The organism is Paenibacillus sp. HJGM_3 (genome assembly GCF_045062745.1).
Taxonomy (GTDB): Bacteria; Bacillota; Bacilli; order Paenibacillales; family NBRC-103111; genus Paenibacillus_AA.
This window is the reverse complement of record NZ_JBJGED010000006.1, coordinates 253950-271494: the sequence shown is the minus strand read 5'-3', so window position 1 is coordinate 271494 and position 17545 is coordinate 253950. Positions and strand designations below refer to the sequence as shown.

The following is a 17545-nucleotide window of genomic DNA, read 5'->3' as shown; positions in this document are numbered from 1 at the left end:
TGTTTAGGTGGGCTGTGCTATGTTGAAGGATATTGTCTGAAAGCGGAGGGGAAACCGCCTTGTACAAACGTTTATTAAGTGTTTTTCTATCGATCACGCTTCTCGTAGTGTTAGTACCCACTCAAATCTTCGCAGCTGAACGCGATGCCGTTAAGGTCCCTGCGACAATCAATTGGCATGACCTGTCGCCGAATACAACGGTGGCCGCTGTGAACGGTTCAGGTGGACAACCCTCCGTACAGCCTTCTTTCGGCGATGTCGAGCCAACGGACTGGTTCTATAACGCGGTCACCTATGTACAGCAGAACGGCATATTCAACGGTACTGGGAATGATAGCTTCTCGCCTAGCGGGACAATGACTCGTGCCATGTATGTGACAGTACTTGGGCGAATGGCGGGAGTCGATGCAAGCAAGTATACGGCTGCTACATTTGCTGATATCCAGGCAGATGCCTGGTATGCGCCTTATGTACAATGGGCTGTTGAGCAAGGCATAACGAGCGGTACGGGTAATGATAGTTTTACACCGGACATGGATATAACCAGAGAACAGATGGCTACGCTGACTTTGCGTTTTTTCGAAGCCTATCATATCCCTTACCAGACGAACGCCAGCGTAACGACGAAACCGAAGGACTTATCCAGCATTTCTCCATGGGCGGTTGATGCGATCGTCAAGCTCTGGCAGGCAGGGTTGCTTACGGGAGATGCTAACGGCAATTACAATCCGCAATCCAAGGCGACCCGTGCCGAGGCAGCTACTTTTGCCATGCGCAGCAACGAGGTTGTGAAGACAGCTGCCCCTACAGAACCAACTAAACCAGCAGAACCGACAAAAACGCCAACGCCAACGCCAACACCAACAAATGGAGGCTCGAACCCTGGAGGCGGCGACACCGAACCGAACACCACCAGCTACACCGTTACGTTCGAGACCAACGGCGGCTCCGCGATCAATAGCCTCACGCTGTCTCCCGGCGCAAAGCTGAATAATCTCCCGGCGCCGCGTAAGGCAGGGTCTATCTTCCAAGGCTGGTACAAGGATAGCGTCCTTACCCAAGTGCTGCTTAATGACGATGTCGCGAGCGGCAATATGACGCTGTATGCCAAATATATTGAGAGCGTCGATAGAGCGGTTCAAAGTGTTCCTAGCGTAACCGTGCTGGACCAAGCGCCGAGCTTCACGATCGGAGTGAACGATGCTACGGGCAGAATGACGGCAAGCCAAGTAAAAGCTGCGATGGAGTTCGGGTCTCCGGCCAATCCTCAATTCGCGGGTATTGCCGTCACCGGTGCGAATGGTCATTTCACGGTAGCGTCCGCCGCCCAAGACGGCAATTTCGAGGAAGGCAACACGTATCAGCTCACGCTGAAAGACACCAACCTGTCTTACCAGGGTCAAGATGCTACGACGACCCTATATGTGTTCAACATCGCCAAGCAAGAGGTGCTGAATGTACCGCTGAATCCGGACATGATCTATCTTCCATTCGCAGACGTATCGCATATGCTGCTTGATGGCGCGAACGTGGACTCTCCAGCGATTCCGGTAATGACGACAGGTGTAGGCAGTGGAGCAACGCTTAACGAGTCGAATACGGGTAGCGGCACCTTCAAATATTCCGGGGATAAAGAGATTCAAGCCGGCGATATCGTCGCGATCTATGAAGGGGTTCGTCCCGATCTGCGGACAGCCGAGACAAGCGGTACCGATAACGGCAATGTCGCTTACATCCGGATTACGGCGGTCAACGGCGACACTTACACCTATACCCATGCGGATTCCAAGCAAGTGTTGACTAAACCGGATGTTCTGCCCGTGAGCACATCGGCGGACACGGATGGAGACACGGCCAACCACTCCATCACCGTCGTGCAGACCGTGATGAACTTTAGCGGCAGTCAGTATGCGCCACTCGGTCTGAACGAGCTCACGGTGGTTAATGTGGGCGACTTCATCGCTTTCTACAATGGAGCATTCACTAATGAAGCCACTTCGGCGGGTTACGGGCGCATCACGTCGATTATGCATGATGCCGAGATGGATATCATTACGTATACCGATGCCACTCTCGATCAAGTCACGAGCGCTCTAGATGTCTATCAGCAACAAACGCTGGATGGGAATCGGCTATTGTCCGATTCGGATATCGCCACGCTCGAAGGGCGGATTATGCAGCAAGCGATAGCCAGCGGGTTCGTGAAGGAAGCAGCCGATTACTTAGCGGCTGTGGCGCTGCAAACCGACGCGGTCAAGAAGCGTTCCGAAGTGAAGGCGCTATCGGCTGCTTCGGGTTCCAACGTCAGCGTGGAGAACCTGACCGTCGCACCTTCCATAAGCGATCAGTTGAGCAATCTCTCTCGATCCGGTATAAGCGTCACGCTTCAAGTACGCGCAGATATCGTTATACATCTTAACGAGGAGAGTGATCTCGTCATCCATCTCACCGGTAAGTTCGTCGAAGAGATGAGCTTCGATCTCAGCGTGAATGGGGATACCCAATGGCATTGGTATTGGTTCATCCCGGTTCTGGAAGATTATATCGTCACGGCTAACTTGGATGCCTATACATTCACCGGGATCAACATCACGGCCGAGATGGCTACGGTCCAGGTCGATAAATTGCACGATGCGTTGACAGACTGGCTTGGGGCCAAGCGTGCCGGGAGATTAGGTGTCGTTCAGGACATCGCGACAGAGCTCCAAGCGTTGATCGATGGCGTGGAAGATACCGGAGTAGACGCAACGACGCTGAAGGAGAGATACAAGAGCATCCTGGAGAACGAGACGGAATGGGTTTCCATAATTAGAGAGAATCTCGTGAATACAAGCATGAGAGTGTGCCTCGGCATCGTGGAGATCAACTTTTCGGTAGACTTCGTGGTCAGTGCCAATGTGAACCTGACGGTAGGCGTCGATTTCAATTACAAAAGCGCCAAGCGGTACTCGGCCACCGTCCGCATTCTTAGCTTCACGGGCAGCAGCAATACGGTAAGCTTGTCCGGCGATGGCGATTACAAGTTCAGGTTCTATGTATTGGGAACCATGGGGGTGCGGGCAGGCCTTCAGGTATCGCTGCGAGCAGGTGTGGGAAGCGTCAATTTGAACAGTATCGGCATCTCTGTAGAGCCCGGCCTGTACTTGAATCTGTGGGGATACTTCTATTACGAGCTAAAAAATACGGGCGGCAAGAGGACAACAAATTCACTAGGCGCGCTGTACGTGGAGCTCGGCATCTACTTGGAGTCCGCGGTAGGCGCGCAGTTGGGCGACGGCTTGCTCTCCGCAAGCGTGCCGCTCTATGACCATACATGGCCGTTGTATTCCGTGGGGACGCAAACCAATATAGTGGATTTCGCGTACTCGCAAACCAATATGCCCAGTTATGATCTCTCGGGTTCATTAAGGATCGGCAATTTTCCCGAATTATCCGGCAATCTGATGAGGATGGAAGTCATGGATATCAAGACCGGGGAATCGGTCAAAGAGCTGTTCGATCGATCGAATTTCACCATTACGCCGGATAGCAGCGATTTCACTTATGACCCCAAATCCAACTTGATCGGGGTATCAGAGGCTTTACGCCAACGATGGCTAGACGGGTATCCGATCTCCGCGCGCGGGAACCTGATCCTTACATGGAAGAATGCATCCGGGTCTATCTCGGTTGCTCCAACCCGTTCCATCCCCTTGTCTGTGGACGTTAAGGTGGGCGACACTTCATTCGTGCTGGCTCCGATGAACGGCAATCCGTGGACCACGATATCCGGACAATACGGCACCCCGGTCGCCGTCGTCCCCGATCCCGTGTACCCGGGCTATACCTTCGCCGGATGGTATACGGCTCCGACCGGCGGCACGAGGTATACGCTTCCTGCTGTAATGCCGCTGCCCCAGGAGTCTCGTACGCTCTATGCGCGCTGGACGGCACAGACGAATACGCCGTACCGAGTCGAACATTACCTGTTTAATCCGAACGTCACGTATACGTCCACTCCGAATGTCACCGACGTAACGCTCGCGGAGACCGAGCTCTTAGCGGGTACGACTGGCGCGAAGATTACCCTTGCCAACCCGAATCGATTCGCTGCACAGGGCTATCATTCTATATTCACTAGGAATGGAATCAATGTCGGTGCAGGGTACATTAACGCAGACGGTTCGACGGTCGTGAAGGTGTATTACTATCCGGATGCTAGGACGCTAACCTTCAAATCCGGTTATGGAGATCAAGCGGTGGTCGGCAAGCTTAATAAGGAGATCGGGTCCAACATCTCCTGGACGCCTGCCGTGACAAGGCCCGGCTATACGTTCGCCGGATGGTCGCCAACCGTTCCAGACACGATGCCGAGCCAAGACACCACGTACACTGCGACTTGGAGGGCCAGAGAGGACATTCCTTATAGAGTCGTGCACTTGCAGCAGGACATTACGAGGAATGCTCTTGGACTACCGATTCTCGGCAACACCTATACGATCGTCGATCAGGAATCCTATACCGGCACAACCGATACCGCTACTAGTGCGGTAACGCCTAAGAGCTATGAGGGCTTCACCTTCGACGGCAGCGTTCCGGGCACGGTCCAATCGAGCACAATTGCCGGAGAGGGCACGACGATTCTGAAGCTCTACTATACGCGCAACACGTATACGGCCACATTTAATCTCAACGGCGGTACCCGAGCCGGTTCAACCGAGCCTCATACGGTGATTGTTCCCTATGGAGCCAGCATATCGCAGCCATACGTGACTAAGGGAACGGAGGTCCTCTCAGGGTGGTCGCCTGCCATTCCGGCTGCGATGCCAGCGAATAATGTCAGCTTCACCGCACAGTGGAGCGAGCGTACGGCAACGTACACGGTGACCCATTACCGAGCGGATGCAGCAGGACAATACACCCTAACCGAACCGGAAACGTTAAGCGGTCCCGTAGGCGCAACGGTTACGGCAACGCCGAAGAGTTATGAAGGCTTCACGTATGACAGCAGCGTTCCGGGTACGGTTGCATCCGGGACGGTCCCGACGAGCGGTACGCTCCAATTGAAGCTGTATTACAAGCGCAACAGCTATAAGCTGACGTTCAATCCCAATGGCGGGATTGTCAATGGCGTTACAACGGGTAATTACGTGGTCAATATGCGGTATGGGGATTCCTTGTCTGCGATATCCTTAATCCCCATCACGAGGGCCGGTTATGTATTCGCGGGTTGGTCCCCTGCTCTGCCTTCGACAATGCCTGCTGGGGATCTCACTACCGTTGCTCAATGGACACCGGACTACACCATAGCTGCGGTGCATATCGACAATACGACCCCCGGGGTAGGGGACACCCTGAATGCCGTAGTCACGATGGGGGATGGGAATGCGGCCGGCAGTCGCGTGACCTATCAATGGAAGGTCGAGACGGTAACCGGCGGAACGTACGGGAATTTCACGGATACGGGCATTGCAACAGCGAGTTACACGGTTGCAGACGCGGACAAGGGCAAGAGGCTGCAAGTGGTCGTGACGGGCGTAAGCCCGATTACCGGCTCGCGAACCGCCACAACCGATGTGGTGTCTATTCCGATCACTAGCGTCACGATCGATAAGGTCAATCCGGCAGTTGGCGATACGCTATCGGCCAGTGTAACCATGGGTGACGACAGTGCGGCCGGCACTCAAGTGACGTATCAATGGCAAGTCGAGACGGACACCAGCGGAACGTTCGCGAATGCCACCGGTGAGGGCCGTACATCCAAGAATTACACGGTTGCGCAAGCAGATGTAGGCAAGCGGCTGCGAGTCGTCGTGTCGTATATGGGGCGAGCGGCTAGTGCCGTACCAAGCGCACCCACAAGTGCGGTAGTCGTACCGCTTCCTGAATGGATCGACAGCGCCGACGCCTTAGACTTGCACGGGGCGACGTTCACGGTCGTATCTTCAACGGAAGTAACCATAAGCGGTGCTGCGCTGACGAAGGATTGGACCCTTCCGGAAGGCAAGACGCTGAATTTGAGAAATTCCACGCTTAATGGCTTCAGGTTGACCCTTGCGAACGGCGCGACGCTGAAAGTGAGCGACTTGACGGTGGATGGCTATATTGATGTCGGAGCGGGGGCTACGCTGAATGCGAGTAATTCGACATTGGGCGGTGACTTCTATGCATGGCACATTGCGGAAAATGCCACGCTGAATGTGAGCGGTACATTTACCCTGGTTACGTCAGCCCAGTTGATGGTCGACGGCACCTTCCATATCTCAAGCTCAGCGACTGTAATCAATAACGGCGGAATTACATGGAATAAGGACTTCACGAACAATGGCACGATCACGAATAACAGCAGGATCTCGATCTGGGGCACGATGACGAATTATGGCACGGTCACGATTTCCAGCAGCGGCACGATCACGAACTTCGGTAGGATCACGAACAACGGCACGATCACGAACAATGGCATGATCGCAAATGATGGCACGATTACCGGTCCGATCAATGGTAACGCGCCGCTTTAATCGAAACGAGATCGCCGGATGACGCGGCGAAGGGGCTTCTCCCGAAAACGGAGAAGCTCTTTTCTCTAAGGTATTGGACATTTGGTATGGGGATGAAAGGACTACGGGAGCATTGCTTCTTTCGGCGATTCAAGGCAGACCTTGTACAGAAGTGAAGGATGCGAAACTTTCTTTTCAAATTGGCGAGTATCATGCGAGGCTTCATGAGGTAAAAACTCCAGGTTACGGCTACCATGTGACCGATGGGTTTAAGATTCTCGACCAAAATAAGGACCGATCCCAACTGGTCCAACTGTGGTGGGGGGCCTGCGAACTATACGTCACCGAGATCGAAATTGATCTTCGTGAAGGCGGCAAATTATGTATTCTGCATGCGGGCGCCGCAGGAGCAAGGGGGGCAAGACTAGTACAACACCGGCGTCTATACGAAGATCGTTACCTTTGAGCGTCTTGAATTTACACAGAGCCTGTCCGATGCTGAAGGAAATCCGATAGATCCCGCTCAGGTGGGCATGTCCCCCGATTTTCCGAAAGAGGTCAAAGTGACATTGGAATTGGTAAGGATGAAACTTGACATTTACTACGCTTTCGTACTAATATGAACTTAAATTACTTCACTACCGTACTAAAAGGAGTCTTCCATGCAGCCGTTGTTCGATCTCATTCTCAAAACAGGACTGCGGCCCTTCGCCTTCCTCACCGAGACGGCCCATCTCGAACAGAAGGTGACTCGCTCGGACTTGTCTACCCTGCTGATTCTGCTGTTTCGGGGAGACATGACGATGTCGGGGTTGGCCGCTGAGATGGGGGCCCCGCTCAGTTCGATGACGAGCATCGCCAAGCGGCTGGAACAGAAAGGGTATATCGCGCGCGCTGCTTCCGCTCAGGACCAGAGAGTCAAACTCGTCACATTGACGCAGGAAGGACGGCAGCTTGCAGAGGAGTCGCAGCGGATTATCCAGTCGATGCTGAGCCAGATTGGAGAGGCGCTAAGTCCGGAAGAGCTCGAGCAATTTACGGCTCTTCTGCTTAAGGTCGCGCGTGTGTTACAAGACCACGATCCGTCTATTCCGCCTGAGAAGAAAGCGGAGACTAGAAAAATCATCATCGAGGAATGAACGAGTCGTGGTTTTTTTTATACTAATACTACGAAATCGTACTAAAGGAGCGGAGCGAAATGCGAATCATCATTTATACGGGTAAAGGCGGCGTCGGCAAGACGAGCATCGCCGCGGCTACGGCTGTCAAGCTGGCGAAACAAGGGTTGCGCACTCTGATTCTCAGCACCGATGCGGCGCACAGTCTGGCGGATTCCCTGAACACCGAGCTCGGACCGGATCCGGTACAGGTCGGTGACCATTTGTGGGGGCAAGAGGTGAACAGCCTTCGAGAGACGGAGCGGAATTGGGGGATGGTGCAAGGCTGGCTGACCAAGCTGTTCGACAAGGCGCAGCTCACGGATGTGACGACGGAAGAGATGCTCGTGTTCCCCGGCATGGAGGAGCTGTTCAGTCTGCTTCAAATCAAGGAACACACACAAAGCGGGTTGTATGATGTCTTGGTTGTAGACTGTGCCCCGACCGGGGAGACGCTGCGTTTGCTAAGTTACCCGAACGTGCTGAATTGGTGGCTGGAGAAAATTTTTCCGTATGAACGCCGGTTGATCAAGCTGGTCCGACCCGTAGCCAAAGTCGTGGCAGGCGGCATTGAGCTCCCTTCCAATGACGTGCTGGATAGCATGGAGCGGTTCGCTCGGAGCCTCGAGGACATGCAGCGAATCATCCTGAATCCGGACATGACGTCGGTTCGGATCGTCCTGAATCCCGAGAAGATGGTGTTGTCCGAAGCAAAGCGATCGTTTACGTACCTGAACCTGTTCGGATTCAACACCGATGCCGTCATCGTGAACCGGGTGCTCCCGGACGAGGCGGAGGATGGCTTTCTGGCCAAGTGGAGGAGCATTCAGAAGAAGTACGAGGAAGAGATCGTATCCAATTTCCAACCGCTGCCGATCTTGAAGGCTCCGATGATGGCGTCCGAGGTGGTCGGCCTACCGATTCTGGAGGAGCTGGCGGATCTCGTGTTCGGCGATGAGGATCCGGCGTCGATCCTGTACCGCGGCCGAACGGAGACGATTCGGAAGGAAGGGGAGGAGATGGTTCTCGAGCTGGCCATTCCTTTCACCGCCAAAGCCGATTTGGATCTAATGCAAAGCGGAGATGAGCTGACCGTTCACGTCGGGTCTTACAAGCGCAAGGTCGTGTTGCCCAAGCCGCTGATGGGTCGTACGGTGCTGGGAGCCAAGCTCGCGGATGATCGGTTGATCATCCGTTTCGGCCAGCGGCTGGCGGAGAGAAAGTGAGGCGAGCGGATGATTATAGACCGCTACATGCCGAACTATCAGTTCTGTGAGAGGCATTCTGTCATCATTCGAGCGAATCGGGAAGAAGTCTATCATGTGATTAAGCTTTTAAAGCCGACGGATACTCCGTTAATACGCCTGTTGTTCGGCATTCGGATGCTTCCGACTGTGCTCGCCGGCCACCTGACGGAGGCTCGGAAACGATTCGGCCGTATAAAGGAAAATCACGCCCCGCCTTCCCTATTGGACAATATGAAACGCACCGGGTTTATTTTGTTGGAAGAAGATCCGGGTTGCGAGATGGTCGTGGGCGTCATAGGCCAATTTTGGAAACCGATTCTGAATAAACCGGTCGAGCTGGATTCCGCGGCGGAATTTTTGGAATTTGATGATCTGACCTATGCCAAGGGCGTTATGAATGTCATCTTGTCCGAACCCAGGAAGGGCGAAACACTCGTCTTAACGGAAACCCGCGTCTGCGTAAAGGATCCAACAATCGGAAGAAGGTTCGCTTTGTATTGGAAGTTGATTTATCCGGGATGTGCCTTGATTCGACGAATGATGCTTCACACCATTAAAATACATGCCGAAAGTGGGAGGGGTAAGCGGAATGAGTAGTGCATTTAATAGATTGGATCGCGTGCTGGAGCATTTCGACCGGATGGAGCGGTTGTTGGGGCATTTGGAGCAGAACCAGGTGAAGCAGCACGTACGAAATTCAATAAAGGAAGGGCTGCTCGCCTACCGGTCGGTCATTGACAGTATCGTGGATACCCTCGAGGAAGAGAAGGAAACCCCTGAAGCGGAGAAGACGGAGCCGCGTACGGGCTCCAATGGCAAATCCAAAAGCCGCAAATCTATCAAGATCGATGAGGAATAAATAGGACTTCAAAATAAAATCCACGACCGACCGAGGTTGTGGATTTTGCTATAATAGGGAATAGGTACTGGTGGGAGGCACGTCGTTGGGAAAGAAGAAAAAGAACAAGCCAAACACGCCCAGAGCCAAGCGAATGAATCGTCAAGGTCGCCTGCAATCGGCGGTGAGCTGGCTCCGGGAATATAAGGGCAAGAACTACATACACGGCTACAGGAAGCATTATGGGGTTGACACGGGAACGGCCATTGCAGAACTGCGCATGCTGGGCGTGCCGTTGTCAGATGAAGCGGTGCGAACGGCAAGAGCAAGTGCAGCAGCTTCGGTCCGAGCCAAGCAAGCTCGTAAGGAGAAGAGACGGCTCCGCCTCCAAGAGGAGCAATTGGCAGGCATAGAATCCGATGAGACGCTGCTTACATCGTCGGGTATACAGGCTGGGGATTTCCATACGGCATTACATGGGAAGAGATGGAACGGTTCGCCGACCAGGATAGTCTTGACCATACAGTCCCTCCCCGAATCGAGCAACAGCAAAATACCTCGGCGGATGAGAAGGACCGGCCTTATATGGAACTGCGGGATGCGGAAGAAGTTCCCTTCGATCTGGAAGAGTTCGAGCGATATATTGCCGCTTCAAGCTTGACGGGATCAATTTGAGTGATAGGTGGGGGACGAGATTAGAATGAAAAAACCGACACTTCGCATCCGATTGATCCGCAGCTTCCTGCTGCTCCTCACCCCCCTCGCTTTATTCCTATTCTATGAAAACTACTATGCGATCAAGGTGGTCCGCGAGGAAGTGTCGCAATCGACCAGCCAAGTGCTGGGCATCCATATCGCTCAGATCGACCGGACCCTGGAAGAGATCACCCACAATCTGCTGCGGCAGATCATCGCGCCGGACTCGCAATCGGCCTATCTCGCCATGGCCTCGCTGCCGGAGACGAATGGGGACTACACACTGGCCAAGATCAAAGTCCATAATGAATTAGTCGCAGGGAGCAGCGCCTTCGAGAACTTCTTTTCGTTTTTCGCCTACTCCGCGGAGAAGGACGATTTCGTCTTTTCGCGTTCCTCCTATACCGACACCCTCCATCTGAAAATGATGCTAGGCGAGTATTTGAAGGAGAACCGGCAAGCCTTCGGGGAGTGGACGGTGCTCCAGCAAGGGGAGGAAGGCTATCTGGTCCGAGCGGCCAAAGCGAACAACGGGGTGGATATAGGGGCGGTCCTCCGGCTGGACGACCTAATTGTTCCCTTGCGCAGACTGGATTATGGAGATCGGTGGGAAGCGATCCTGCTGGATGCGGCAGGGCGACCGTTAACCCGATCCGATTTGTCCAAGGAAACCATGACGGCGGCCAACCACAAAATTCGGGCCAATCCGCTCGCCTATCAGGTATTCAAGAGCGATGAGGACGGCATCGATTATCTTCTGGTCAGCACGTCTTTTCAGCAGGCGCCGCTGCGTCTGGCCGCGATGATTCCGGAGAAGTCCCTCCTGCAGCAATTGCCTTTTTTCCAACGGGTCATTTATCTCATTCCGGTCGGAGCGATCCTAGTCTTTTTTTTCTACTCCCAGTATTTGCGCAGGATGCTGTTCGGCCCGATGAATTCCTTAATTCTGGGCATGCGTCGGGTGATCCGAGGGGATCTGGAGATTGGGGTGAAGGAGGCGAAGACGGAGGAACTGAACTTTCTCATCACCACCTTCAATTACATGGTTTCCCAGATCAGCCACCTGAAAATCAATGTCTATGAGGAAATGCTCAAAGCGCAGCAATCGGAATTCAAACACCTGCAGGCTCAGATCAACCCTCACTTCTATCTGAATTCCCTTAATATCATTAACAGTTTATCGACACTCGGGGAGAATGAGCTGATCAAGAAGATCACGGAGCATCTGGCCGAATATTTCCGATTCATTACCCGATCGCATAGGGATACGATCCCGCTGGACGAAGAGCTGCGGCATATCCGCAACTACCTGGAAATTCAATTGGTGCGGTTTCCGGAGAAATTGACGTATGAGATCGAGGTGCAGGAGCCGCTTGCCCGGACGCCCATTCTTCCGCTCATGCTTCAGCCGTTTGTGGAGAATGCGGTCATTCACGGCATGGAGGAGGGGAGTACCCCTTTTCATATCCAGATCACCGTGCGTCCCGTGCAAGAGGGGCAGAATCGGTTGGAAGTGATCATTCGGGACAATGGGAGAGGCTTTCCTCCGGAGACCATGGCCCGGTTCAACCGCAAGGAGTTTGGGGACGGGACGGGTACCCACATGGGGGTCTGGAATGTGTTCCGGCGCTTGCATATGGTATTCGGAGACGAGGCGGAGGTGTCGTTCATGCAGGCCGATCCCAAGGGAGCCGTCGTTCGCCTGATCCTGCCGGCCAGAGGCGCACTTCACGAAGCGGGGGAGGAAGAAGATGTATAAGCTGCTGATTGTCGACGATGAAATCTATGTGCTTCGCGCCTTGAGGAAATCGGTCGATTTTGCCGCTCTAGGCTTTGAAGAAGTCCATCAGGCCATGGGAGCGCAGGAAGCGATGGCCGTCCTGCAGGCTCACGCGATCGATCTGATTATCTGCGACATCGAGATGCCAGGCATGGGCGGGCTCGAGCTGATCGAATGGGTCAATGACCATTACCCCGAAGTGGAGACGATCTTCCTGACCGGACATGCCGAGTTTGCCTATGCCCAAAAAGCGGTGCAGCTCGGGAGCTTCGAATATGTGCTGAAGCCGGTCAAGCCGGAGGAGCTGGCCGCGATTGTAACCAAGGCTCTGGACAAAATCCGTGAGGATCGGGCCGCCGCTGCTGTAGTCGAAACGAGCAAGAGATACCAGACACTCTGGGAGCGCCAGAAGGCGGTCGTCGTGGAACGGTATTGGCAGAACGTGCTGGCCGGACGCATGGTTCCGTCGCTGGGAAACCTCCAGTCGGTCAACCTGCCGTTGCAGCCGAGCTCAACGATTCTGCCTATTCTCATCAGTATCGAGCGATGGCACAAGGAATTCAGTCTGCGGGACGAGGATACCTTGGAGTATGCGATCCGCAATGCGGCGGCGGAGCTGTTGCTCGGAGACTTCTCAGGAGATGTCATCAAGGATGAGAATGGGATTCTGTTCGCCCTCGTATACGAATCGTCGGGCGGGTCGCCGGATGGCAACGTCTTGGCAGACGCCTGCCGGGCATTCGCTGACGCTTGCGGCCGGTATTTCTACTGCACGGTGTCCTGTTATATCGGACACGCGGTGCCGTTCCATGAGCTGACGGAGGTGTATCACCGCCTAATCGAATTGGAGCAGGAGAATCTATCCCCCTCCCTATCCATTCAGCGGCTGGATCAGCCTTCACCCCAAGGGAGCAAACCGAAGCATCCGCATGCTATCCCATGGTCGGATTGGGTCGTGCTATTCGAAACCGGCAATAAGGCCGAGCTCTTCAAGCGCCTCGACCAATTGTTCGCCGAGATGCAGGAGGCCCAGGCGGATACGGAATCGGCGAGCGCCTTGTACCACGCCTTGCTCTATATGATCTATCATGTGGCGCACAAGAATGGGCTATCGGTCCGAGAATGGTCCGGCCTGCGGGAACGAAGCGGCGAACTGACGGCGATCCGCTCCATCTCCCAGCTGAAGATCTGGTCGGAGAAGCTGATCGAGACGGGCTCCCGCTATCTGGAGAGGCAGCGCAAGGAGAGCTCCCGGCTGATCGAGAAGACGAAGCAATTCATCGTAGCCAACCTGAAGGACATTACCCGGGAAAAGGCGGCCAGCCATATTCATTTGAACCCCGCCTACTTGTCCCGCGTCTTCAAACGGGAGACCGGACAATCGCTGATCGACTACATCATCCAGGCCAAGATGGATCGGGCGAAAATTTTGCTGACGGAATCGAACCTGAGGATCGTGGACGTATGCGAGGAGATCGGCTATGAGAATTACTCGCACTTCGGCCAAGCGTTCAAGAAAAAGGTCGGCATTACTCCGTTGGAATATCGCAAACGATTCCAAAGCTTGAACAAGAAGTAACGGCACATCTCTCGGAGAGGGGCTCGGCTTAACGGCTGGGCCTCTTTGTTGTTTCCGTGATTCCGCGACGTGGGTGAAGCGGCAAAAGCAGTCACAAAATCGAGGAAAGGGTCACGCGATCCGATAGAGGGGGAGCCGGGACCCCGCTATACTAGATAGAGGAAATGAGCGAAAGGTGTGACAACGAATGGTTTCGACAACCCCCAAACCGCGGAGCGTACTGGTCAAGTTCCTGCGCAATGTGAGAAGGGACAAGGCGCTGCTCGTCCTGCTGCTGCCAGGGGTGCTGTATCTGATCTTGAACAACTACATGCCCATGTTCGGGCTGGTGATTGCGTTTAAGAGCATTGATTATTCCAAAGGCATTTGGGGAAGCGATTGGGTCGGATTCAAGAACTTCGAATTTTTGTTCAGCACGAAGGATGCTTGGATCATTACGCGCAACACCGTGCTGTATAATGCGGTTTTTATTTTGCTGAATTTGGTGGCCGCCGTTGCGTTCGCCATTGCGCTTAATGAGCTGAGGGCCAGGCTGGCGGCACGGTTCTACCAGAGCGTGATGTTCCTTCCTCACTTTTTGTCGATGATCGTGGTCAGCTACTTGGGTTATTCGCTTCTGAGTAGCGAGTATGGGTTCCTGAATAAGTCCTTGCTCGAGCCCCTCGGATTGCCTCCGGTATCCTGGTACAGCGAGTCGGAATATTGGCCGTTTATCCTCCCGCTGGTGAACCTGTGGAAGCATGTGGGGTACTACAGCATCGTCTACTTGGCGGCCGTGATCGGGATCGACAACGAATATTACGAAGCGGCGCTTATCGACGGGGCGAGCAAATGGCAGCAGATCCGCCGGATTACGATTCCGCTCATTCGTCCGGTCCTGATCGTGATGACGCTGCTGCAGATCGGGAAGATCTTCAACTCCGATTTCGGGCTGTTCTATCAGGTGCCACTTGATTCCGGAGCCTTGTTCCCTACCACGCAGGTGATCGATACGTACGTGTATCGCGCGCTGCTGACGCTGGGCGACATCGGCATGTCCTCGGCAGCCGGATTGTATCAAGCCTTTGTCGGATTCGTCCTAGTGCTTACTACGAATTATGTGGTCCGTAAAATCGATAAAGAGAATGCTTTATTCTAGGGGGTCTTCCATGAAAGAGCTCACACACACCGCTTCAACGGTAGCATCCGCCGCATCCCGAAGGGTGACAGGGTCCGGCCGGAGGCGTGAGATCAATTCGATCAAGCCGGTTACGGAATTTCTGCTTCATCTATTCTTCCTGCTGGTATCGGTGGCCTGCGTGTTTCCGGTCCTCGTCGTCCTGGGCGTCTCGCTGACCGATCAGGATACGATCTACATGCACGGCTACAATGTCATTCCCAGGGTGTTCAGCTGGGCGGCGTACGACTATCTGCTGCGCGACTTGGGTCCGATTGCCAAGGCTTACCTGATCTCCATCTTCGTCACGGTCGTCGGTACTTTAATGGCGCTAACCATCACGGCTTTGGTCGCTTATCCTTTGTCCCGGCCAGATTTCGCCTTTCGCGGCTTCTTCTCTTTCTTCGTCTTTTTCACGATGATTTTCGGCGGCGGGCTGGTGCCCTGGTATCTGGTGTATACGAACTTCATTGATATTCGGGATACGTTATGGGCGCTCATCGTGCCGAACCATCTGCTTAGCGCCTTCTACGTCATCATTATGCGAACGTTCTTCACGACCAGTATCCATCCGTCGATTCTGGAGTCCGCCAAGATCGACGGTGCGGGAGAGCTCCGCATCTTTACGAGGATCGTATTGCCTTTATCGCTTCCGGTGCTGGCGACCATCGGTCTGTTCTACACGCTCAGCTATTGGAACGACTGGTTCAACAGCCTGGTGTTCATGAATAACGACAAGCTGATCAATCTGCAGTACATGATGTATAAGGCCATGCGAAATCTGCAGTTCCTGAACACCTTCGCGGCGGTAGGCGGAATCGGCGACCAGACCGCGAAGCTGCCTAGCGAGACGGCCCGGATGGCCATGGCCATCATCGGCATGGGGCCCATCGTGCTGGCGTATCCGTTCTTCCAGAAATATTTTGTCAAGGGCTTAACGGTTGGAGCGGTAAAAGGGTAGGCTTCCTCCGGGACTTGCACCGGTCGAGCATAAAGTAGGCTAGAATAAAACTATGGGAGGGTTAAGAACAATGAAAGGGATGCCTAGTAAAATCAACGCGATCTTAGGACTGACCGTCAGCGCCGGCCTCGTGCTCGGCGGATGCGCGTCGGACTCCGGAAGTCAGCCCAGCAGCTCGCCGGCCGCCAGTCCGGCCGCTTCCGCTACCGCGACGGCGGCTAAGCCTAAGCTGGAGCCTTACACGATCAAGATGTTCGTGCCTGGCGTGCCTCAGAAGGATCAGGCGCTCGTCAACGAAGAGATTAGCAAGTACCTGAAGGATAAGATTAACGTGACGCTGGACATGCAAGTGATCGACTGGGGCAGCTGGGCCGATAAGATGAACCTGAAGTATGCCTCCAATGAAGTGTTCGACATTACCTGGACGACATCGTGGGACAACTGGGTAGGCAAGATCAACAACAAGTCGATCATCCAGATCGACGATCTGATGGCCAAACATGCCCAAGAAGCTATGAAGATTATTGATCCTAAGGTCTTAAACGGGATTAAATACAACGGCAAGACCTACGGGATGCCGACCAACAAAGAGTTTGCCGCCAACAAGGGAATTCTGGTTCGCCAGGACCTAGTAGAGAAATATAAGTTCGACCTCAGCACCGTGAAGAAGCCCGAGGATATGGAGCCCTTCTTCGAGGTGATCAAGAAGAACGAACCGGGCATGATTCCGTTCCTGAGCGGCAAGAGCAATGGTCTGCCGATTGCCTTGCAGGAAGCCAATTTCGTCTCGGCCGGCTCCAGCGCCACGAATCTGGGGGCGATGGACCGGAACACCAAGGAGCTCAAGACTCTCGATACGTACACGGATCCCCGTTACATGGATATCCTGAAGCTGGCGCACAAATGGTATAAGGCTGGGTACATCAACAAGGATGCGTCAACCCTGACCGACTTCGCAGGGACGTATCGCTCCGGCAAAGTATTCTCCTTCCCGGAGACGCTGAAGCCGGGTAAGGATATTGAAGTCTCCCAGGCGAGTGGACTTAAGTGGGTACAGGTGGAATTTACCAAGCCGTTGATCACGACTAACAGCACGCTGGGCAATATGCTCTCGATCTCCCGCACGTCCAAAGATCCCGAGCGCGTCATGATGTTCCTGAACCTGCTGTATACGGACAAAACGTTGGTGAACATGATCGCCTTCGGGATCGAGGGCAAGCATTTCGTGAAAAAGGATGCGAATACGATTGATTTCCCGGCTGGCATGACGGCTCAAACCTCCGGGTACTCCTTGGGTGCTCCCTATATGTTCGGCAACCAGTTCAACGATTATCTGTGGGCGAACGAGGATCCGCAGAAGTGGGACAAATTCCGCAAGTTCAATGCGGATGCCGACGAAGCCAAGGGTCTCGGATTTATTTTCAACAGCGAGCCGGTCAAGAACGAGATCAGCGCTTACAACAATGCCTTGGCCGAGTTTTATCCGGGCTTGATCACGGGAACGCTGGACCCGGTCGAATATTTACCCAAGATGGTCGAGAAGCTGAAGGCGGCCGGGATGGATAAGATCAATGCAGAGGTTCAAAAACAGCTGAATGAATGGGCTGCGGCCAACAAGAAGTAAGTGTGGCAAGGATGAACAAGAGGGCGGCTCC

Annotated in this window: 11 protein-coding genes; all 11 read left to right on the top strand. The window is 54.0% G+C overall.

Annotated elements, in window-relative coordinates:
* Positions 1-59 precede the first annotated feature (59 nt).
* The 11 genes from ACI5FR_RS09635 to ACI5FR_RS09585 all read left to right on the top strand — a co-directional run bounded on the left by ACI5FR_RS09635 (position 60) and on the right by ACI5FR_RS09585 (position 17514).
* Entirely contained in the window at positions 60-6497 is a 6438-nt protein-coding gene (locus ACI5FR_RS09635; RefSeq protein ID WP_405453631.1) for an InlB B-repeat-containing protein, read from the top strand.
* Positions 6498-7138: 641 nt separating this feature from the next.
* Positions 7139-7615 carry a MarR family winged helix-turn-helix transcriptional regulator gene (locus tag ACI5FR_RS09630; protein ID WP_405453628.1) on the top strand — a complete coding sequence of 159 codons (477 nt, stop codon included), beginning with the start codon at positions 7139-7141 and terminating at the stop codon, positions 7613-7615.
* Positions 7616-7674: 59 nt separating this feature from the next.
* A complete protein-coding gene (locus ACI5FR_RS09625; RefSeq protein ID WP_405453625.1) occupies positions 7675-8859 on the top strand; it encodes an ArsA family ATPase in 1185 nt (394 codons plus the stop codon).
* Between the two features lie 9 nt (positions 8860-8868).
* The gene (locus ACI5FR_RS09620; protein ID WP_405453622.1) at positions 8869-9477 is read left to right on the top strand and encodes a hypothetical protein; all 609 of its coding nucleotides are present in this window, start codon (positions 8869-8871) and stop codon (positions 9475-9477) included.
* The gene (locus ACI5FR_RS09615) at positions 9470-9739 is read left to right on the top strand and encodes a hypothetical protein (RefSeq protein WP_405453620.1); all 270 of its coding nucleotides are present in this window, start codon (positions 9470-9472) and stop codon (positions 9737-9739) included. The genes ACI5FR_RS09620 and ACI5FR_RS09615 overlap by 8 nt, the downstream gene beginning before the upstream one ends.
* A gap of 85 nt (positions 9740-9824) precedes the next feature.
* Complete coding sequence (locus ACI5FR_RS09610) at positions 9825-10379, top strand: hypothetical protein (RefSeq protein WP_405453617.1); 555 nt, start codon at positions 9825-9827, stop codon at positions 10377-10379.
* A gap of 39 nt (positions 10380-10418) precedes the next feature.
* The gene (locus ACI5FR_RS09605) at positions 10419-12173 is read left to right on the top strand and encodes a sensor histidine kinase (protein ID WP_405453614.1); all 1755 of its coding nucleotides are present in this window, start codon (positions 10419-10421) and stop codon (positions 12171-12173) included.
* Positions 12166-13773, top strand: a complete 1608-nt coding sequence (locus ACI5FR_RS09600; RefSeq protein ID WP_405453611.1) for a response regulator transcription factor — start codon at positions 12166-12168, stop codon at positions 13771-13773. The genes ACI5FR_RS09605 and ACI5FR_RS09600 overlap by 8 nt, the downstream gene beginning before the upstream one ends.
* A 187-nt stretch (positions 13774-13960) precedes the next feature.
* On the top strand, positions 13961-14911 hold the full coding sequence (locus tag ACI5FR_RS09595) for an ABC transporter permease (RefSeq protein WP_405453609.1): 951 nt from the start codon (positions 13961-13963) through the stop codon (positions 14909-14911).
* A gap of 10 nt (positions 14912-14921) precedes the next feature.
* A complete protein-coding gene (locus tag ACI5FR_RS09590; RefSeq protein WP_405453606.1) occupies positions 14922-15890 on the top strand; it encodes a carbohydrate ABC transporter permease in 969 nt (322 codons plus the stop codon).
* Positions 15891-15960: 70 nt separating this feature from the next.
* Complete coding sequence (locus tag ACI5FR_RS09585) at positions 15961-17514, top strand: ABC transporter substrate-binding protein (protein ID WP_405453603.1); 1554 nt, start codon at positions 15961-15963, stop codon at positions 17512-17514.
* The last annotated feature ends 31 nt before the right edge of the window (positions 17515-17545 follow it).

Excerpts from the sequence above, each read along its gene's own strand:
- ACI5FR_RS09630 (WP_405453628.1), top strand. The coding sequence starts at position 7,139 with ATGCAGCCGTTGTTCGATCTCATTCTCAAAACAGGACTGCGGCCCTTC.
- ACI5FR_RS09625 (WP_405453625.1), top strand. The coding sequence starts at position 7,675 with ATGCGAATCATCATTTATACGGGTAAAGGCGGCGTCGGCAAGACGAGC.
- ACI5FR_RS09620 (WP_405453622.1), top strand. The coding sequence starts at position 8,869 with ATGATTATAGACCGCTACATGCCGAACTATCAGTTCTGTGAGAGGCAT.
- ACI5FR_RS09615 (WP_405453620.1), top strand. The coding sequence starts at position 9,470 with ATGAGTAGTGCATTTAATAGATTGGATCGCGTGCTGGAGCATTTCGAC.
- ACI5FR_RS09605 (WP_405453614.1), top strand. The coding sequence starts at position 10,419 with ATGAAAAAACCGACACTTCGCATCCGATTGATCCGCAGCTTCCTGCTG.
- ACI5FR_RS09600 (WP_405453611.1), top strand. The coding sequence starts at position 12,166 with ATGTATAAGCTGCTGATTGTCGACGATGAAATCTATGTGCTTCGCGCC.
- ACI5FR_RS09595 (WP_405453609.1), top strand. The coding sequence starts at position 13,961 with ATGGTTTCGACAACCCCCAAACCGCGGAGCGTACTGGTCAAGTTCCTG.
- ACI5FR_RS09590 (WP_405453606.1), top strand. The coding sequence starts at position 14,922 with ATGAAAGAGCTCACACACACCGCTTCAACGGTAGCATCCGCCGCATCC.
- ACI5FR_RS09585 (WP_405453603.1), top strand. The coding sequence starts at position 15,961 with ATGAAAGGGATGCCTAGTAAAATCAACGCGATCTTAGGACTGACCGTC.